The following is a 14,604-nucleotide window of genomic DNA, read 5'->3' on the forward strand; positions in this document are numbered from 1 at the left end:
GGCTTGGGGCGCGCGGCCTACTACTACCCGTTGGTCGGTACGCCGGTGCCGTCAGCGGAGGGGTGGATGCGGTGCCAGGTTCGGGGGCCTGAGCGGACGGTTAGTTCGACTGGGTCCACGGGGGTGGTCGGGTCGGTGATGCGGGTGTTGTTGATGGTTACGGCGCCTTGGGTGATCAGGCGGCGGAGTTGGGAGCGGGTTTCGGTGGGGCGGATTGCGGCTAGGAGGTCGAGGACGGTGGTGACGGGGTGGTCGAGAACCACGGTGGGGATGTCGGTGGGTTGGGTTCGGTGGGTGAAGGTTTGCTGGAAGGACTGGAGTTCGGAGCGGGCGGCTCCGGCGCCGTGGTAGCGGGTTACGACCGCTGCGGCGAGGCGGAGTTTGGCGTCTCGGGCTGCGGGGCCGCCGGTGTCTGCTGAGGAGGCGAGGGCGGCGACAGTGTCGAGGGGGAGCTCGGTGTAGACCCGGGCGTAGGGCTCGACCAGGTGGTCGGGGATGCTCATGAGTTTGCCGAACTTGTCCCGCGGGGAGTCGGTCAGGCCGATGTAGTTGTTCAAGGACTTCGACTGTTTGGCACGGCCGTCGAGACCTGGGGTGATCGTGGTGGTGATGACGACCTGCGGTGGCATGCCCAGGCGTTGCTGGAAGTGGCGGCCCAGTTGCTCGTTGAAGAGCTGGTCCGAGCCCACGATCGTCAGGTCACTGCGCATCGCGAAGCTGTCGTAGCCCTGCAGTACCGGGTAGATCAACTCGTGTACGGCGATCTCGCGCCCGGCCTCGACCCGCGCCCGGAACATGTCCCGGCTCATCAGTTGCGCCTGGGTGACCTGTCCGAGCAGCCCGAGCAGGTCGGCGATCGGCATCCCGTCGTACCACTCCGAGTTGCGTCGTACCTCGAAAACCGAAGGGTCGGTCCGCAGTACCAGCGAGACCTGATCGAGGAACGACGAGGCGTTCGCAGCGATCGCGGCAGGGGTCAGCACCGGGCGGGTGTCGGAGCGGCCGGTCGGGTCGCCGACGCGGGTGGTGAGGTCGCCGAGCAGGAAGACGACCTGGTGGCCGAGGTCCTGCAGCTGGCGCATCATCCAGAGGTTGACCGCGTGCCCGAGATGCAGGTCCGGTGCGGTCAGGTCGACGCCGTACTTGATCCGCAGCGGCCTGCCGGCGGCCAGGCGGTCGCGCAGGTCGGCCTCGCCGACGATGGAGTCGGTGGTACGGCGTAACCGGTCGATCACGGTCAGCGGATCATTCATACGGGGTGTGCTCCAAAGGAAGAATGAATGGAGACACCCAGCGACAGCGCCTCCGGCAACAGAAGAGGAGGCTCTGGATGGAGCGAGGTGGGTACTACCGAACGCCGGCTCCTCCCAGAGCCGGTCGATACACAACGCCTCGCATACTCATGCGAGAACGCTAACACGCACTCATTCGGCCCGCAGGCCGATATCCGCATACCCTCGTGGGGTGACGCAGGAGCTGGTGGTACTGCTGGACGAGCACGGCCGGTCGATCGGGACCGAGGCCAAGGCGACGGTCCACCATGCCCACACACCGCTACATCTGGCCTTCTCCAGTTACGTCGTGGACGACCGCGGCCGGGTGCTGATCACCCAGCGCGCCTTCGGCAAACCGACCTGGCCCGGCGTCTGGACGAACAGTTGCTGCGGGCACCCGCTCCCCGGTGAAGCGATCGAGGACGCCGTCGTACGGCGGCTGTCGGACGAGCTCGGAATCAGCGACGGTACGACGGAGCTCGTGCTGCCGGAATTCCGCTACCGCGCCGAGATGCCGAACGGCATGGTCGAGAACGAGGTCTGCCCGGTCTATCGGGTGCGATGGTCCGGCGACCCGAAGCCCGCTCCCGCCGAGGTCGCGGCGTACCGCTGGATCGAGTGGTCCGAGATCCGCGGCGTACCGGGCCTGTCCCCGTGGGCGGAGTTGCAGCTCGACGAGCTCGACCACCTCGGCCCGGAGCCGGCCGACTGGGCGGTCGCCGACGAAAACCTGCTGCCACCAGCTGCCCGTCCCTGATACAACCGTCAGCATGGTGGATATCCGGCCCGTGCTGACCGACGCGGACTACGAGGCATGGCGGGAAGTGCGGATCGCGGCGATGCCGTACGAACGCTGCCCGAGCGTGGCGGAGCTGCGCGGGATGGACCGTCCTGGGCGGTTGCTGACGCTCGCCGAGATCGACGGGAAGGCGGTCGGTCACGGCCTGGCCGACCGTTCGACCGAGCCCGGCCGCGCAGTCCTGGCGGCCCGGGTCCGTCCGGAGGCACGCCGGCAAGGCATTGGCACCGCCGTCCTACGAGAGCTCGCCGAGCATGCCGTTGCCCAGGGCTACGAACGGACCGGCTGCAGCGTCGATGACGAGGGCTCGCTGGCGTTCGCCGAGCGGTTCGGGTACACCGAAATCGCGCGGCAGGTGGAGCAGATCCGCGCGATCGATGCCGAACCACAGCCGCCCGCACCCACGACGTACCGGATCGTGTCGGTGGCGGAGCGACCGGAGGTGTGGGCGCGTGCGTACGACGAGCTGGCGTTGCCGACGCTTCCCGACATGGACATTCAGCCGCCGATGCAGGTCACGGCCGAGGAATGGGCCACTGAGTGGATCAACGATCCGGCCGCGATGTTCGTCGCGCTCGACGGTGACGAGGTGATCGGGGTCGCCGGGCTGATGCTCGACACCGACCAGCCTGCGCGCGCAGAGGTCGCCTACACCGCCGTACGGCGGGACTGGCGGGGCAAGGGAGTTGCCTCGACGCTGAAGCGGACGAGTATGGCGTGGGCCGCCGAGCACGGGATCACCGAGATCTACACCTGGACGCAGGAGGGCAACGGGAACATGCGTCAGCTGAACGAACACCTCGGCTTCCGCTACGGCCTGGTCAGCGTCAGTGTCCGGGCGCGGCTACCCCTGCAGTTCGCGGAGTAGTTCGGGACCGGACCACGGCCGCCGGTTGGTCTCGGCTGACCGGATCAGCTCGACCAGCCGTGCGTTGACCGGTGCGGTTCGGCCGAGTTCGGAGGCCAGGCGGACGACCTCGCCGTTCAGGTAGTCGATCTCGGTGGTCCGGCCGGCCTGCAGGTCCTCCCACATCGAGGTCCGGGCCAGCGGGTCGATGGCGAGCATCGAGGCGGCGAGCCGGCGGAAGAGAAAGCTCGGCAGCCGCAGGATCATCGGGAAGCGGCGCATCGGGACTCGCAGAATCTGGGCCGGCTCCAGCCCCTTCGCGGCCAGCAACTCCAGGGTCTCGGCCTGCGCCGCGGCCAGACAACGCCGGTAGGCCCGATCCGACAGCTCGTCGCGCAGCGGTACGTCGGCCAGCGCGTTGATCGGGTTGTTCAGATTCAGCAGGAGCTTCGCCCACTGCACCGGCAGGATGTCGTGGTGCTGCTTCAGCGGCAACCCCGCCTGCTCGAAGGCGGCGACGTACGGCGTCAACGCGGCATCACGCTGGATGTCGAGCGCGCCCTCGGTCCCCTGATGGAAGTGCCCGCCGCCACTGTTCAGCACGTTGAACGGGACCATCCCGGTCAGGACGCGCTGCTCGGTCAACCGCTCCGCCAGGATCGTGCCGTTCCGGATGCCGTTCTGGAAGCTCACCACCAGTGCACCCGGTTTGAGCACCCCGGCGAGCTCGTCGGCGGCGGTCGCGGTCGCGGCCGACTTCACCGTCACCAGGACCAGATCGGCCTCGGCCGCTGCGCCGGGCGCCGTTTCGTACCGCACCGCGCCGGGCTCGACCCGCAGGTCCGCGCCCAGGTAGTCGGTCAGCCGCAGGCCGTGGGTGGCTAGCTCGGCAGCCATCCTCGGACGCCCGACGAACGTCACCGGGCTCCCGCTCGCAGCCAGCCGCCCGCCGACATAACAGCCGATTCCACCAGCTCCATACACGACGATCCGCATCCCAGGAGGCTACGCTGTCGACATGGCGGAGGGGGATCTGCTGGCGTTGGCCGAGGCCAAGGCCATTGAGGGCCGGGTCGAGGAGAGCATCGCCTTGTATCAGCAGGCGGTGGGCCTCGAGCCGTTGCTCGAAGCTGCCCACCGCGCGCTGATCTCGCTGCACCTCATCCAGGGCGACCGCGCCGCCGCCGTACGCCAGTACGACGCCCTCACCGCGATCCTGGCCGCTGAGCTCCAGACCCCGAGCCCGCAGACCACCGCCCTCCTCTATTAGTGCAGCCGGACGCGAGGGTCGAGGAAGGCGTACGCGACGTCCACGAGGATGTTCGCCACCACGACCGCGGCTGACGCGAACAGCACGATGCCGATGATGACCGGTAGGTCCTGCTGGTTGATCGCGGTGACCACGGTCTTGCCCAGCCCCGGAAGGCTGAACACGGTCTCGGTCACCACGACACCACCGACGAGCTGCCCGAGGTCGATCCCGAACTGCGTGACCACCGGGGTGAGCGCACTGCGCAGCCCGTGCCGGACGACCACCCGGCTCTCCCGGATTCCCTTCGACCGTGCGGTCCGGATGTAGTCCTCGCCGAGGACGTCGAGCATCGAGCCGCGGGTCAACCGCGTGTACGTCGCCGCCAGCAGCAGGGCGAGCGCGATCCACGGCAGGATCAGGTGCTGGAACCACACCGCGGGCCCGTCGCTGAACGCCGTGTACCCGCCGGCCGGGAACCAGTCGAACCCGGCCATGGTCATCCGGTAGTACAGGAAGTACAGCAACAACAGACCGAGCAGGAACGACGGGAACGAGTAGAAGAACAACGCGAACATCGTCAGTCCACGATCGGCCAGCGACCGCGGATGCACGGCCGAGATGACGCCGTTCGTCACCCCGAGAAGCAGCCACAGTACGGCGGCGCCCAGGGCCAGCGACAACGTAACCGGCAACGCCTGCCCGATGATCGTTGTCACCGGCACCTGATGGTAGTAGTCGTACCCGAGGTTGCCCTGGACGGCGTTCGTGACGAAGTTCAGGTACTGCTTCCAGACCGGCAGATCGAGGCCGAGCCGGTGCTGGATCAGCGCGATCGTCTCCGGCGTGGCCTGCCGGCCGGCCAGGGTCTGCGCAACGTTGCTGGGGGCAACGAAGAACAGCGCGAAGATGGCCATCGAGATCAGCCACAGCACCAGCACCCCGTGCCCGAGGCGGCGGAGCAAGAACCTCACCATGGTGGACCCCTAACTCCGGTCGGCGCGCGGGTCGAAGGCATCGCGGACGCCGTCGCCGAACAGGTTGAACGCCAGCGTCGTGATCAGCAGCGCGAGACCGGGGAAGAGGATGAACCACCAGGCCGTCGTGTAGTAGTTCTGCGACGAGTTGATCATTCCGCCCCAGTCGGCGGTGGGTGGTGGCAGCCCGAGCCCGAGGAACGACAACGTCGCCTGGGTCACGATCACCACCGGGACCAGCAGGGTGGTGTAGACGATCACCGGGGCCAGCACGTTCGGCAGCACGTCGACGAACATGATCCGGCCGTCACTCGCGCCCAGCGACCGGGCCGCCTCGACGAACTCGCGTTCGCGCAGTGACAGCACCTGGCCGCGGACGATCCGGGCCACCGACGCCCAGCTGAAGAAGCCGATCACCAGCACGGTCACGCTCAGGCTCGGCCCGGTGATGGACACCAGGGCGATCGCCACCAGCAGGAACGGGACCGACAGTACGACGTCGATCAGTCGCGTCAGGATGGTGTCGGTGATCCCCCCGAGGAACCCCGCGGCAAGTCCCAAGACGACGCCGACCACGACCGTGATCGCCGTTGCGAAAACTCCCACCAGCAGCGACACCCTGGCGCCGTACGCGATCCGGACCAGGACGTCCCGGCCCAGCTCGTCGGTGCCGAACCAGAAGGTGCCGTTCGGTGCCCTCGGCAACCCCTCCGGGGTCAGGCCGATATCGCGGTACTGCTCGTTCGGCGGATGCCCGGTGATCGCGGCGAAGACCGGCGCGAACACCGCCATCAGCACGATCAGGATGATCACCGCGAGCGAGATCATCGCGACCTTGTCCCGCCGCAACCGCCGCAACGCCAGCACCAACGGGCTGCGGCCTTCGATTGCCTTCGGCTCGTCGACGACATCGACGAGCTCCAACGCCGCCGTCATGATGCCTTCAAGTCCGGTACGGCGGTCGACAGGTCCTCGCCCAGTGTCAGCGGGTGCAGGCAGGCCGTCCGATGATCGTCGGTGTCATCCAGTACGGCGGCCAGCGGCGGTTCCGTGATTGCGCAATCTGCTCGGGCTTTCGGGCACCGCGTGTGGAACCTGCACCCCTCCGGCGGGTTCGTCGCGGCGGGGATGTCGCCCCCGAGGATGATCTGTTCCCTGCTGTCGGCGGTATCCGGGTCGGCGACCGGTAACGCCGACAGCAGGGCCCGGGTGTACGGATGCCGGGTCTGGCCGAACAGTTCGTCCGTGGGTGCCAGCTCGGCGATCCTGCCCAGGTACATGACCGCGATCCGGTTGCTCACGTGCCGGACCACGGAGAGGTCGTGGGAGATGAAGACATACGTCAGGTCCAGCTCCCGCTGGAGATCGGCCAGCAGGTTGATGATCTGGGCCTGGATCGACACGTCCAGCGCGGAGACCGGTTCGTCGCAGATGATCAGCTTCGGGCGCAGCGCCAACGCGCGCGCGACGCCGATCCGTTGCCGTTGGCCCCCGGAGAACTCGGCCGGGAACCTGTTGTAGTGCTCGGGATTCAGGCCGACGAGCTCCATCAGCTCCTGAACCTTCTTCTTCCGTTCGTTGCCGAAGGCAATCCCGTGGATGGCGAACGGGTCGCCGATGATGGATCCGACCCGGCGGCGCGGGTTCAGGGAGCCGTACGGATCCTGGAAGATCACCTGGATCTCCCGGCGGATCGGCCGCATCGCCCGCCGGGACAACGTGCTGATCTCGGTGCCCTCAAACGACACCGAGCCCGAGGTCACGTCGTACAGATGGGCCATGCAGCGGGCTAGCGATGACTTGCCGCAGCCCGTTTCGCCAACCAGGCCTAGTGTTTCGCCTTTGAAGACCTCGAGTGAGACGCCATCTACGGCGTGGACCACCTCCTTGCCATGGGTCGGGAACTCCTTGTAGACGTTGTCCACTTTCAGCAGCACTTCGCTCATGACGCGATCGCCTCATTTGCCTGAACCGGGAGCCAGCAGGCCGACTGGTGCCGGGGGCCGATATCCGCCAGTGGCGGGGCCTCGGTGCGGCACTTGTCGAACACGTGCGGGCAGCGGGACGCGAACGGGCAGCCCTTCGGCAGGCTGATCAGACTCGGCGGGCTGCCGGGGATCGGGGTCAGCCGTTCGCCGCTGCGCGTCGGCAGTGACGCGAGCAGTCCCTGGGTGTACGGGTGGTGGTTGCGGTAGAAGATGTCCCGGCGCGGTGCCCGCTCCATCACGGTCCCGGCGTACATCACCACGACCTCGTCGGCCATCTCGGCGACCACCCCGAGATCGTGGGTGATCAGGACGATCGCCGTACCGAACTGTTGCTGGAGCCGGCGCATCACGTTCAGGACCTGGGCCTGCACGGTCACGTCGAGGGCGGTGGTCGGCTCGTCCGCGATCAGCAGCGCCGGGTCGAGGGCCATCGCCATCGCGATCATCACCCGCTGCCGCATCCCGCCGGAGAACTGGTGCGGGTAGTCGTCGATGCGTTCCTCGGCGCGGGGGATACCGACCAGCGTGAGTAGTTCGGCGGCCCGCTTCCGGGCTGCCTGCTTACTGATCACGTGGTCGTGCGCGCGGATCATCTCGACGATCTGCCAGCCGATCCGGTAGTGCGGATGCAGGCTCGACAACGGGTCCTGGAAGATCATCCCGATCCGGGCACCCCGCAAGTGGCGCAGGGTCGACTGGTCCGCGGTGATCAGGTCGGTGCCGTCGAAGTACGCCGTACCGGAGACCGTCGCGCCGCGGGTCAGCCCTGTGACCGTCTGGGTGGACACGCTCTTGCCGGAGCCGGACTCGCCCACGACCGCGAGGGTCTGTCCGGCCTCGACATCGAACGACAGGCCCCGGACGGCGCGGACGGTACCGTCCGGGGTGTCGAAGGAGACCCTTAGGTCTCGCACTTCAAGCAGAGCCATGAGGTTTATCCGCCCTGCTTGTCCTTGGAGAGCCAGACGTTGGTTGGGTCGAAGTTCTGCAGGGAGGGCACGTAGACGGCGTTGTTCACCTGGGAGGCGTGGTAGTTCGCCTGCTTGTTGTTGGTGAGCGGGAAGAACGGCGCCTGGTCCATCACGCGGGCGTCGGCCTTGGCCCACAGCTCGGCGGCCTCGTCCTCGGTCTGCGCCTTGGCGGCTTCCTGGATCAGCTTGTTGGTCTCGGCGTCGTCGTACAGGCCGAAGTTGCTGCCGACGGGCGGGAACGCCGCCTTGCCGTAGAACAGCGGCTTGAAGAACGACAGCGCCGCGTTGCCGTACCAGTCCGCACCCCAGCCGGCCAGCGAGAGATCCCAAACACCCTTCTGGGCGACGGTCGGGACCTGCAGGTACTTCACGTAGAAGTCCGAGTTGGGCGACGGTACGCCGGTCACGGTGATCCCGGCCTTCGTCAGGTCCTGCTGGATGGTCTGGAAGGCTTTGCTGCTGCCCTCGGCCGCGTTGCGGTACAGGAACTTCAGCGTGAGGTTCGGGTAGCCGGCCTCGGCGAGCAACTGCTTGGCCTTGTCCGGGTCGTACGGATACGGGTCGATCTGCTTGGAGCCGATGATCACATCGGGCAGCACGTGGGTCAGTGGCGGAGCGATCGTCTTGCCGCCGAGCACCTGCAGGATGTTGTCGCGGTTGATCGCGTAGTTGATCGCCTGCCGGACCTTCGGGTTCGCCAGCGCCTTGTTGTTGTTCGGCGAGACGGTGTTGTAGATGACGTACGGGTTGGAGCCCGCGGTGTCACCGATCTTCAGGTTCGGGTCCTTCTTGGCCTGCAATGCGGGCAGCTGGGACGGCGGTGGCGCGACATCGAACTCCATGTCGGCATTCGCCGTACCGGTCTGCAGTTGCTGCTGGATCGAGTCCTGGGTCAGGCCCTGGGTGACTACAACCTTGTCGACGTAGGCCTTGCGGACCGGGTCGCTGGCGGGGTCCCAGGCGGGGTTGCGGGAGTACGTGATCGACTTGCTCGGCACCCACGAGTCGACCTTGTACGGGCCGTCGGCGGGGAAGTTGTTGCCGAGCTCGGTGCTGGCCGGGAGGTACTTCAGCGCCTCCACCGGAGCTGGGGAGAGGGCGGGCAGCGTGAGCATGTCGACGAAGTAGCTGGCCGGCTGCGTGAGGCGGAAGACGACCGTGCTGTCGTCCTTGGCCTCGACGCCCGGCAGCGGAGTCTTGTCGATGTACTCCTGGATTCCCGCCACGGTCTTCGGCGCCTTGGCGAACCCGTCGGCGAACTTCTGGTAGCCCTCGATCAGTTCGGCGAAGTCCGGCGAACCACCGAACGGCTGGACCGGGTTGGCGGTCCGCTTGAAACCACGGACGACATCGGCCGCGGTGACCTGGCGGGCCGGTGTCGTCCCCCACTTCACGCCCGGGCGGATCTTGATCGTGTAGGTCTTGCCGTCGGCGCTGATCCCGCCGTTCGCGGTGGTCGGGATCTCCGGTGCGATGTCCGGGACCGGCGTGGTGTTCTTCCCGTTCAGCTCGGCCGGGTAGGTGAACAGCTGGCGGCTCCACAGGCGGAGGCTCAGATAGCCGACGGAGTAGTAGCTGATATTCGGATCCATGTAGTCGACGTCCTGTGCGCCGAGCATGTTCAGCGTCCCACCCTTGACCGGTTCGCCCCCCGTGCCGGATCCGGTCGGCGACGAGCCGTTACTGTTGCAGGCGGCGAGCACCAACGTCGCCACGACGGCCAGGGATACGGCCGCCAGCCTCTTTCGAGCCATGTGTCCTCCTCCAGGACTGGATGGCCTGAAATTAGGACTTTCGGACCCGGCCGGAACCGCGATCACCGAAGCGTCAAGGAGTTGTCATCTCGCTCCGGAGCGAACATGACGGATTCATGACAGCCGTAACCGCCGTCCGGACCGCTGGTGAGCGACACTGGTCCCGTGGCACACAGCCTGTTGCTGGTCGACGACGAGCCCCGCATCCGCCGGGTACTGCGGCTCGCCCTGGAAGACGAGGGTTACGAGGTCGCTGAGGCGGCCAACGGGCTCGACGCGCTGGCCGCGCTGCGCCGGCAACCACCGGACGTGGTGCTGCTCGACATCATGCTGCCGGATCGAGACGGGTTCACCGTCTGCCGCGAGATCCGGCGGCAGAGCGACGTACCGGTGATCATGGTGACGGCCCGGACCGACAGTCACGACGTGGTCGCCGGTCTGGAGGCCGGGGCGGACGACTACGTGACCAAGCCACTCGTCGCCAAGGAGCTGTCGGCCCGGATCCGCGCGCTGCTGCGCCGGGTCGAGCCCGCCAACGCGCGGCAGCCCGACGTACTGGTCGTGGGTGATCTGACCATCGACGTACCGGGTGCCGAGGTGACGCGCGGGGACGCCGTGCTGCCGCTGACGCGGACCGAGTTCAAGCTGCTCGCCGAGCTGGCCGGCGCCGAGGGACGGGTGCTGTCCCGGGAGCAGTTGCTCTCCAAGGTCTGGGGCTACGGGTACTTCGGTGACAGCCGGATCGTCGATGTCCACATCCGGCGGTTGCGGCTGAAGATCGAGCACGACCCGGCCAGCCCCAAGCACCTCGTGACAGCGCGCGGTCTCGGCTACCGATTGGTGAGCTGAGTGCGGCTCCTGGACGGCACGAGTCTGCGGGGGCGGGTGACGATCGCCTACGGGTTGCTCGCGCTCGGACTGTCCCTGGTGCTCGCGATCGTGACCTGGAGCATCGTGTCGAACTACCTCACCGAACAGCGCCGGGAGTCGGCGATCAGCCAGACCTCCGACAACGCGGCCGCGTTCAGGTTCGGTCTGTACGGCGCTTCCTCGCCCTGCACGCCGGCCCGGTTACGCGTGGAGTGTGGGTCGGCCGAGCGGAGACCGGGCGTGACGGTGATGGACGTGCTGAACAGCCTGCCGACGAGCGACTCGGCCGCCTCGATGGTCTATGTCGACAGCGAGTGGTACTCGTTGACCGGTCGGCCCGAGGACCTGCCGCAGGATCTGCTCGAATCGGCCCTGACGGGGACGACGGCCGATCAGCGGATGGTCGTGGGCGGTCAGCGGGTGGTCGCGGTCGGCGTTCCGCTGGAACAGCCGGGCAATGCGCTCTTCCAGTGGCATCCCTTGGGCGAGCTGGACGACACCCTGCAGACTCTGCGGATCACGCTGATTGCCGCGACGATCGCGACGCTGCTGGTTGGGCTCGCGGTCGGGAGGCTGGCCAGCACACTCGCACTTCGCCCGCTGGCCGAGCTGACCAAGGTCGCGGACGCGGTCGCTCGTGGTCGGCTGGACGCGCGGCTGGATGCGGAGGAGGACCGTGACCTGGGTGGTCTGGCGCGGTCGTTCAACCAGACCGCGGCCAATCTGGAACGCCGGGTCGCGGCAGACGCGCGGTTCGCCGGCGACGTCAGTCACGAGCTGCGGACGCCGCTGATGACGATGCTGAACTCGATGCAGCTGATCCAGAACCACCGCGACGAACTCCCGGAGGCCGTGCGGGAGCCGGTCGACCTGCTCGGCGACGACCTCGACCGCTTCCGGCGCCTGGTGATCGACCTGCTGGAGATCTCCCGCGACGACGGCGGCGACCGCGGCAGCCGCGAGATCGTCCGCATCGCCGACCTGGTCCGCGCCGCCGCCGACGCGACCGCCGGCCGCCCGATCACCACGGTCGAACCGCGCGCCGAGTTCCTCGTCATGCAAGCCGACAAACGCCGCCTCGAACGCGTCATCGCGAACCTCGTCGAGAACGCCGAAGACCACGCCGGCGGCTGCAAAGGCGTCACGGTGGCTCCCGGCGGCCTGGGCGTCGTCATCACCGTCGACGACGCCGGCCCCGGTATCGCCCCCGAAGACCGCAACCGCATCTTCGAACGCTTCGGCCGCGGCGAAACCAGCGGCCGCGGCCGGGGCGTAGGCCTCGGCCTGGCCATCGTCGCCCGCCACGTCATGTGGCACCAAGGCACCATCCACGTCACCGCCCACCCCACCGGCGGCGCCCGCTTCATCATCGAACTCCCCGCCAAGTAATTCGGCCCCTCCCGCGCGCCCTCCAACTCCGCTCGCCACCTTGAGCACCCACCAACCACGTCGCGCGCCGATTCGTGGTTGATCCGTGCACAACGTGGCGCGGGCCCCCGACCTTGAGCACCCACCGACCATCCCAGCGGCTGGAAATTGGTTGGTGCGTGCACAAGGTGGGCCCTTACTCTGGGCTCATGGCTACTTGCCTCTGTGTCTAGGTGTGCGACCCGCTTCCGTACCCGAAGTGTGTCCGCATGCCTTCACAGAGAGTCATTGTCATGATCACCGTCAGTGGTGTAGATCTTCGCGTCGGCGCTCGTCTGCTGCTGTCCGACCTTTCCTTTCATGTCGGCCCGGGGGACCGGGTCGGGCTTGTCGGGCGTAACGGCTCCGGCAAGACCACCTTGCTGAGAACGCTCGCGGGGGAAGACCGTCCGGCCGCCGGGACCGTCACGGTCTCCGGGTCTGTCGGCTATCTGCCGCAGGACCCGCGCGCGGCCGACCCCGGCACGACGGTCACCGATCGGATCCTGTCCGCCCGTGACCTCGACACGGCCATCCGCGACCTGCGGAAGGCCGAGGCCGCGATGAGTACGGCGACCGGTGCGGCCCAGGAACGTGCCATGGCGGCGTACGCGCGCGCCGAAACGCGGTTCCAGGCCGGCGGCGGTTATGCCGCGGAGGCCGAGGCGGCCCGGCTTGCCGGGGGTGTCGGTCTGCCGGTGCGCGCGCTGGAGCAGCCGGTCGGCGAGTTGTCCGGTGGGCAGCGGCGCCGGGTCGAGCTGGCCCGGATCCTGTTCGCGCAGCACGAGACGCTGCTGCTCGACGAGCCGACCAACCACCTGGACGCCGACTCGGTGGTCTGGTTGCGGTCGTTCCTGCTCGGCTATCCGGGCGGGCTGATCGTGATCAGCCACGACCGGGAGTTGCTCAAGGCAACGGTCAACCGGGTGTTCCACCTGGACCCGCAGCGGACCACGATCGACGTGCACAACACCGGCTGGAAAAAGTACCTGCAGCAGCTCGAGCTCGACGAACGCCGTCGGTCCCGCGAGCGCAACACGGCCGAGCGCAAGGCCGCGATCCTGCACGCCCAGTCCCGCAAGATGCAGGCAGGGGCCAGTACGGCGGTTGCCGCGCGCAACATGGCTCGTCGGGCCGACCAGCTCTTGGCCGGGCTCGAGCCAGTACGCCGTACCGACCGGGTGGCCAAGATCCGGCTACCCGAACCGGCACCGTCCGGCAAGACACCGCTGACCGCCCAAGGCCTCAAGAAGGCGTACGGCGGTTTGCAGGTGCTCGACGGGGTCGACCTGGCCATCGATCGGGGCAGCAGGGTCGTCGTACTGGGCCTCAACGGTGCAGGCAAGACCACGCTGCTGCGGTTGCTGGCCGGCCGGGAGGAGCCGGACGCGGGGCGCGTCGTACCGGGTCATGGGTTGCGGCTCGGCTACTTCGCGCAGGAGCACGACACCCTGGACCTGGCCGGCACGGTCCGGCAGAACCTGGCGGCAGTCGCGCCCGGCCTGACCGACGGCGAGGTCCGGAACGTGCTCGGCTCATTCCTGTTCAGCGGCGACGACGTCGACAAGCCGGCCGGCGTCCTGTCTGGCGGCGAGAAGACCCGGCTGGCCCTGGCTGGCTTGGTCCACTCCGGCGCCAACGTCCTCCTGCTAGACGAGCCAACCAACAACCTCGACCCCGCCTCCCGCGACGAGGTACTCGGCGCAGTCGGCAACTACCCAGGCGCGATCGTCATGGTCACCCACGACGAAGGCGCCATCGAAGCCCTCCGCCCCGACCGAGTCCTCATCCTCCCCGACGCCGACGAAGACCTCTGGTCCGACGACTACCTGTCCTTGGTCTCGCTGGCCTGAGCCTCGGATAGTTTTCGCCGGTGAGGAATCATTCGAAACTGGCGGCGGCGCTGGCCTTGGTGCTGGCGTCGCCGGCCGCCCTGTCCGGCTGCGGCATGGGCTGCGGCGCAGAGCTGTCAGTGGAGCCGGTGACGATCGTCGGCCACGGCCGGCGGACCGTCGACCTGCCGCTCGAAGCACGACTGACGAACGACGGTGATCTGGTCGTCGGCGCCAAAGTGGAGTTCTTCGCGCTCGGCCCGAACGGCGTCATCCTTGGCACTGCCACCACCGGGTCCGACGGCGTCGCCCGCTTGAACGCCCGGAACGTCCTAGGCCCTGATTCCATCAACGGCCGGCAAGCTCCAACCTGGACCAGCTACGCGGCGCGCGTCTCCATCCTGCAGTCGACCGACGCAGCCGCCGACGCAATCTGCGCCGACCAGGCAGAAGCCCCGTTCAAGTTCACCCCTTGACCTCAACCCCAGGGTTGAGGTCGAGGTTCCACGGTCGCTACAGCCGACGGGTCGCGCCAACTGCCGTTCCCGGTGCTCGTGGTGCTCGTTGTCCTCAGCAACGGAGGGCTTCTCTTCCTGCAGGACGGCGAGCTGACCGATCGCCGACATCGCGCTGCTG

The 14,604-nt window shown here is 67.9% G+C and carries 14 protein-coding genes; 7 read left to right on the forward strand and 7 right to left on the reverse strand.

What is annotated here, in order from left to right; all coding sequences use genetic code 11:
* Nucleotides 1–23: 23 nt before the first annotated feature.
* On the reverse strand, nucleotides 24–1,253 hold the full coding sequence (tyrS, locus tag E1261_RS07175; protein WP_132403798.1) for a tyrosine--tRNA ligase: 1,230 nt from the start codon (nucleotides 1,251–1,253) through the stop codon (nucleotides 24–26).
* A gap of 211 nt (nucleotides 1,254–1,464) precedes the next feature.
* Here tyrS and idi point away from each other — a divergent pair, with 211 nt between their 5' ends.
* Together idi and E1261_RS07185 are read left to right on the forward strand one after the other, a co-directional pair.
* On the forward strand, nucleotides 1,465–2,031 hold the full coding sequence (gene idi / locus E1261_RS07180) for an isopentenyl-diphosphate Delta-isomerase (RefSeq protein ID WP_238176059.1): 567 nt from the start codon (nucleotides 1,465–1,467) through the stop codon (nucleotides 2,029–2,031).
* A gap of 13 nt (nucleotides 2,032–2,044) precedes the next feature.
* Nucleotides 2,045–2,941, forward strand: a complete 897-nt coding sequence (locus tag E1261_RS07185; protein WP_132403804.1) for a GNAT family N-acetyltransferase — start codon at nucleotides 2,045–2,047, stop codon at nucleotides 2,939–2,941.
* Here E1261_RS07185 and E1261_RS07190 read toward each other — a convergent pair.
* The gene (locus E1261_RS07190; protein WP_132403807.1) at nucleotides 2,918–3,916 is read right to left on the reverse strand and encodes a 2-dehydropantoate 2-reductase; all 999 of its coding nucleotides are present in this window, start codon (nucleotides 3,914–3,916) and stop codon (nucleotides 2,918–2,920) included. The two genes, E1261_RS07185 and E1261_RS07190, sit on opposite strands and share 24 nt — an antisense overlap.
* Nucleotides 3,917–3,938: 22 nt before the next feature.
* Between E1261_RS07190 and E1261_RS07195 the strand changes: the two genes are divergently transcribed.
* Nucleotides 3,939–4,190, forward strand: a complete 252-nt coding sequence (locus E1261_RS07195) for a BTAD domain-containing putative transcriptional regulator (RefSeq protein WP_132403810.1) — start codon at nucleotides 3,939–3,941, stop codon at nucleotides 4,188–4,190.
* On the opposite strand, the gene E1261_RS07200 is transcribed toward E1261_RS07195, so the two are convergent.
* The 5 genes from E1261_RS07200 to E1261_RS07220 are packed head-to-tail and all read right to left on the reverse strand — an operon-like array spanning nucleotide 4,187 to nucleotide 9,859.
* Entirely contained in the window at nucleotides 4,187–5,146 is a 960-nt protein-coding gene (locus E1261_RS07200; RefSeq protein ID WP_132403813.1) for an ABC transporter permease, read from the reverse strand. The two genes, E1261_RS07195 and E1261_RS07200, sit on opposite strands and share 4 nt — an antisense overlap.
* Nucleotides 5,147–5,155: 9 nt before the next feature.
* Complete coding sequence (locus tag E1261_RS07205; protein WP_132403816.1) at nucleotides 5,156–6,082, reverse strand: ABC transporter permease; 927 nt, start codon at nucleotides 6,080–6,082, stop codon at nucleotides 5,156–5,158.
* Nucleotides 6,079–7,092, reverse strand: coding sequence for an ABC transporter ATP-binding protein (locus tag E1261_RS07210; RefSeq protein ID WP_132403819.1), 1,014 nt, complete (start codon nucleotides 7,090–7,092; stop codon nucleotides 6,079–6,081). Before E1261_RS07210 ends, E1261_RS07205 begins: the two co-directional genes overlap by 4 nt.
* On the reverse strand, nucleotides 7,089–8,063 hold the full coding sequence (locus tag E1261_RS07215) for an ABC transporter ATP-binding protein (RefSeq protein ID WP_132403822.1): 975 nt from the start codon (nucleotides 8,061–8,063) through the stop codon (nucleotides 7,089–7,091). Before E1261_RS07215 ends, E1261_RS07210 begins: the two co-directional genes overlap by 4 nt.
* A 5-nt stretch (nucleotides 8,064–8,068) precedes the next feature.
* Nucleotides 8,069–9,859 (reverse strand): ABC transporter substrate-binding protein, encoded by a 1,791-nt coding sequence (locus E1261_RS07220; protein ID WP_132403825.1) that lies wholly within the window; start codon nucleotides 9,857–9,859, stop codon nucleotides 8,069–8,071.
* 165 nt (nucleotides 9,860–10,024) lie between these two features.
* Between E1261_RS07220 and E1261_RS07225 the strand changes: the two genes are divergently transcribed.
* The 4 genes from E1261_RS07225 to E1261_RS07240 all read left to right on the forward strand — a co-directional run bounded on the left by E1261_RS07225 (nucleotide 10,025) and on the right by E1261_RS07240 (nucleotide 14,444).
* Nucleotides 10,025–10,708, forward strand: coding sequence for a response regulator transcription factor (locus E1261_RS07225; RefSeq protein WP_132403828.1), 684 nt, complete (start codon nucleotides 10,025–10,027; stop codon nucleotides 10,706–10,708).
* Nucleotides 10,709–12,118, forward strand: coding sequence for a sensor histidine kinase (locus E1261_RS07230; RefSeq protein WP_132403830.1), 1,410 nt, complete (start codon nucleotides 10,709–10,711; stop codon nucleotides 12,116–12,118).
* 272 nt (nucleotides 12,119–12,390) lie between these two features.
* The gene (locus E1261_RS07235) at nucleotides 12,391–13,989 is read left to right on the forward strand and encodes an ABC-F family ATP-binding cassette domain-containing protein (protein ID WP_132403833.1); all 1,599 of its coding nucleotides are present in this window, start codon (nucleotides 12,391–12,393) and stop codon (nucleotides 13,987–13,989) included.
* Nucleotides 13,990–14,009: 20 nt separating this feature from the next.
* Nucleotides 14,010–14,444, forward strand: a complete 435-nt coding sequence (locus E1261_RS07240; protein WP_132403836.1) for a hypothetical protein — start codon at nucleotides 14,010–14,012, stop codon at nucleotides 14,442–14,444.
* The last annotated feature ends 160 nt before the right edge of the window (nucleotides 14,445–14,604 follow it).

Origin of the sequence: Kribbella albertanoniae, assembly GCF_004348455.1 — a bacterium.
GTDB lineage: Bacteria > Actinomycetota > Actinomycetes > Propionibacteriales > Kribbellaceae > Kribbella > Kribbella albertanoniae.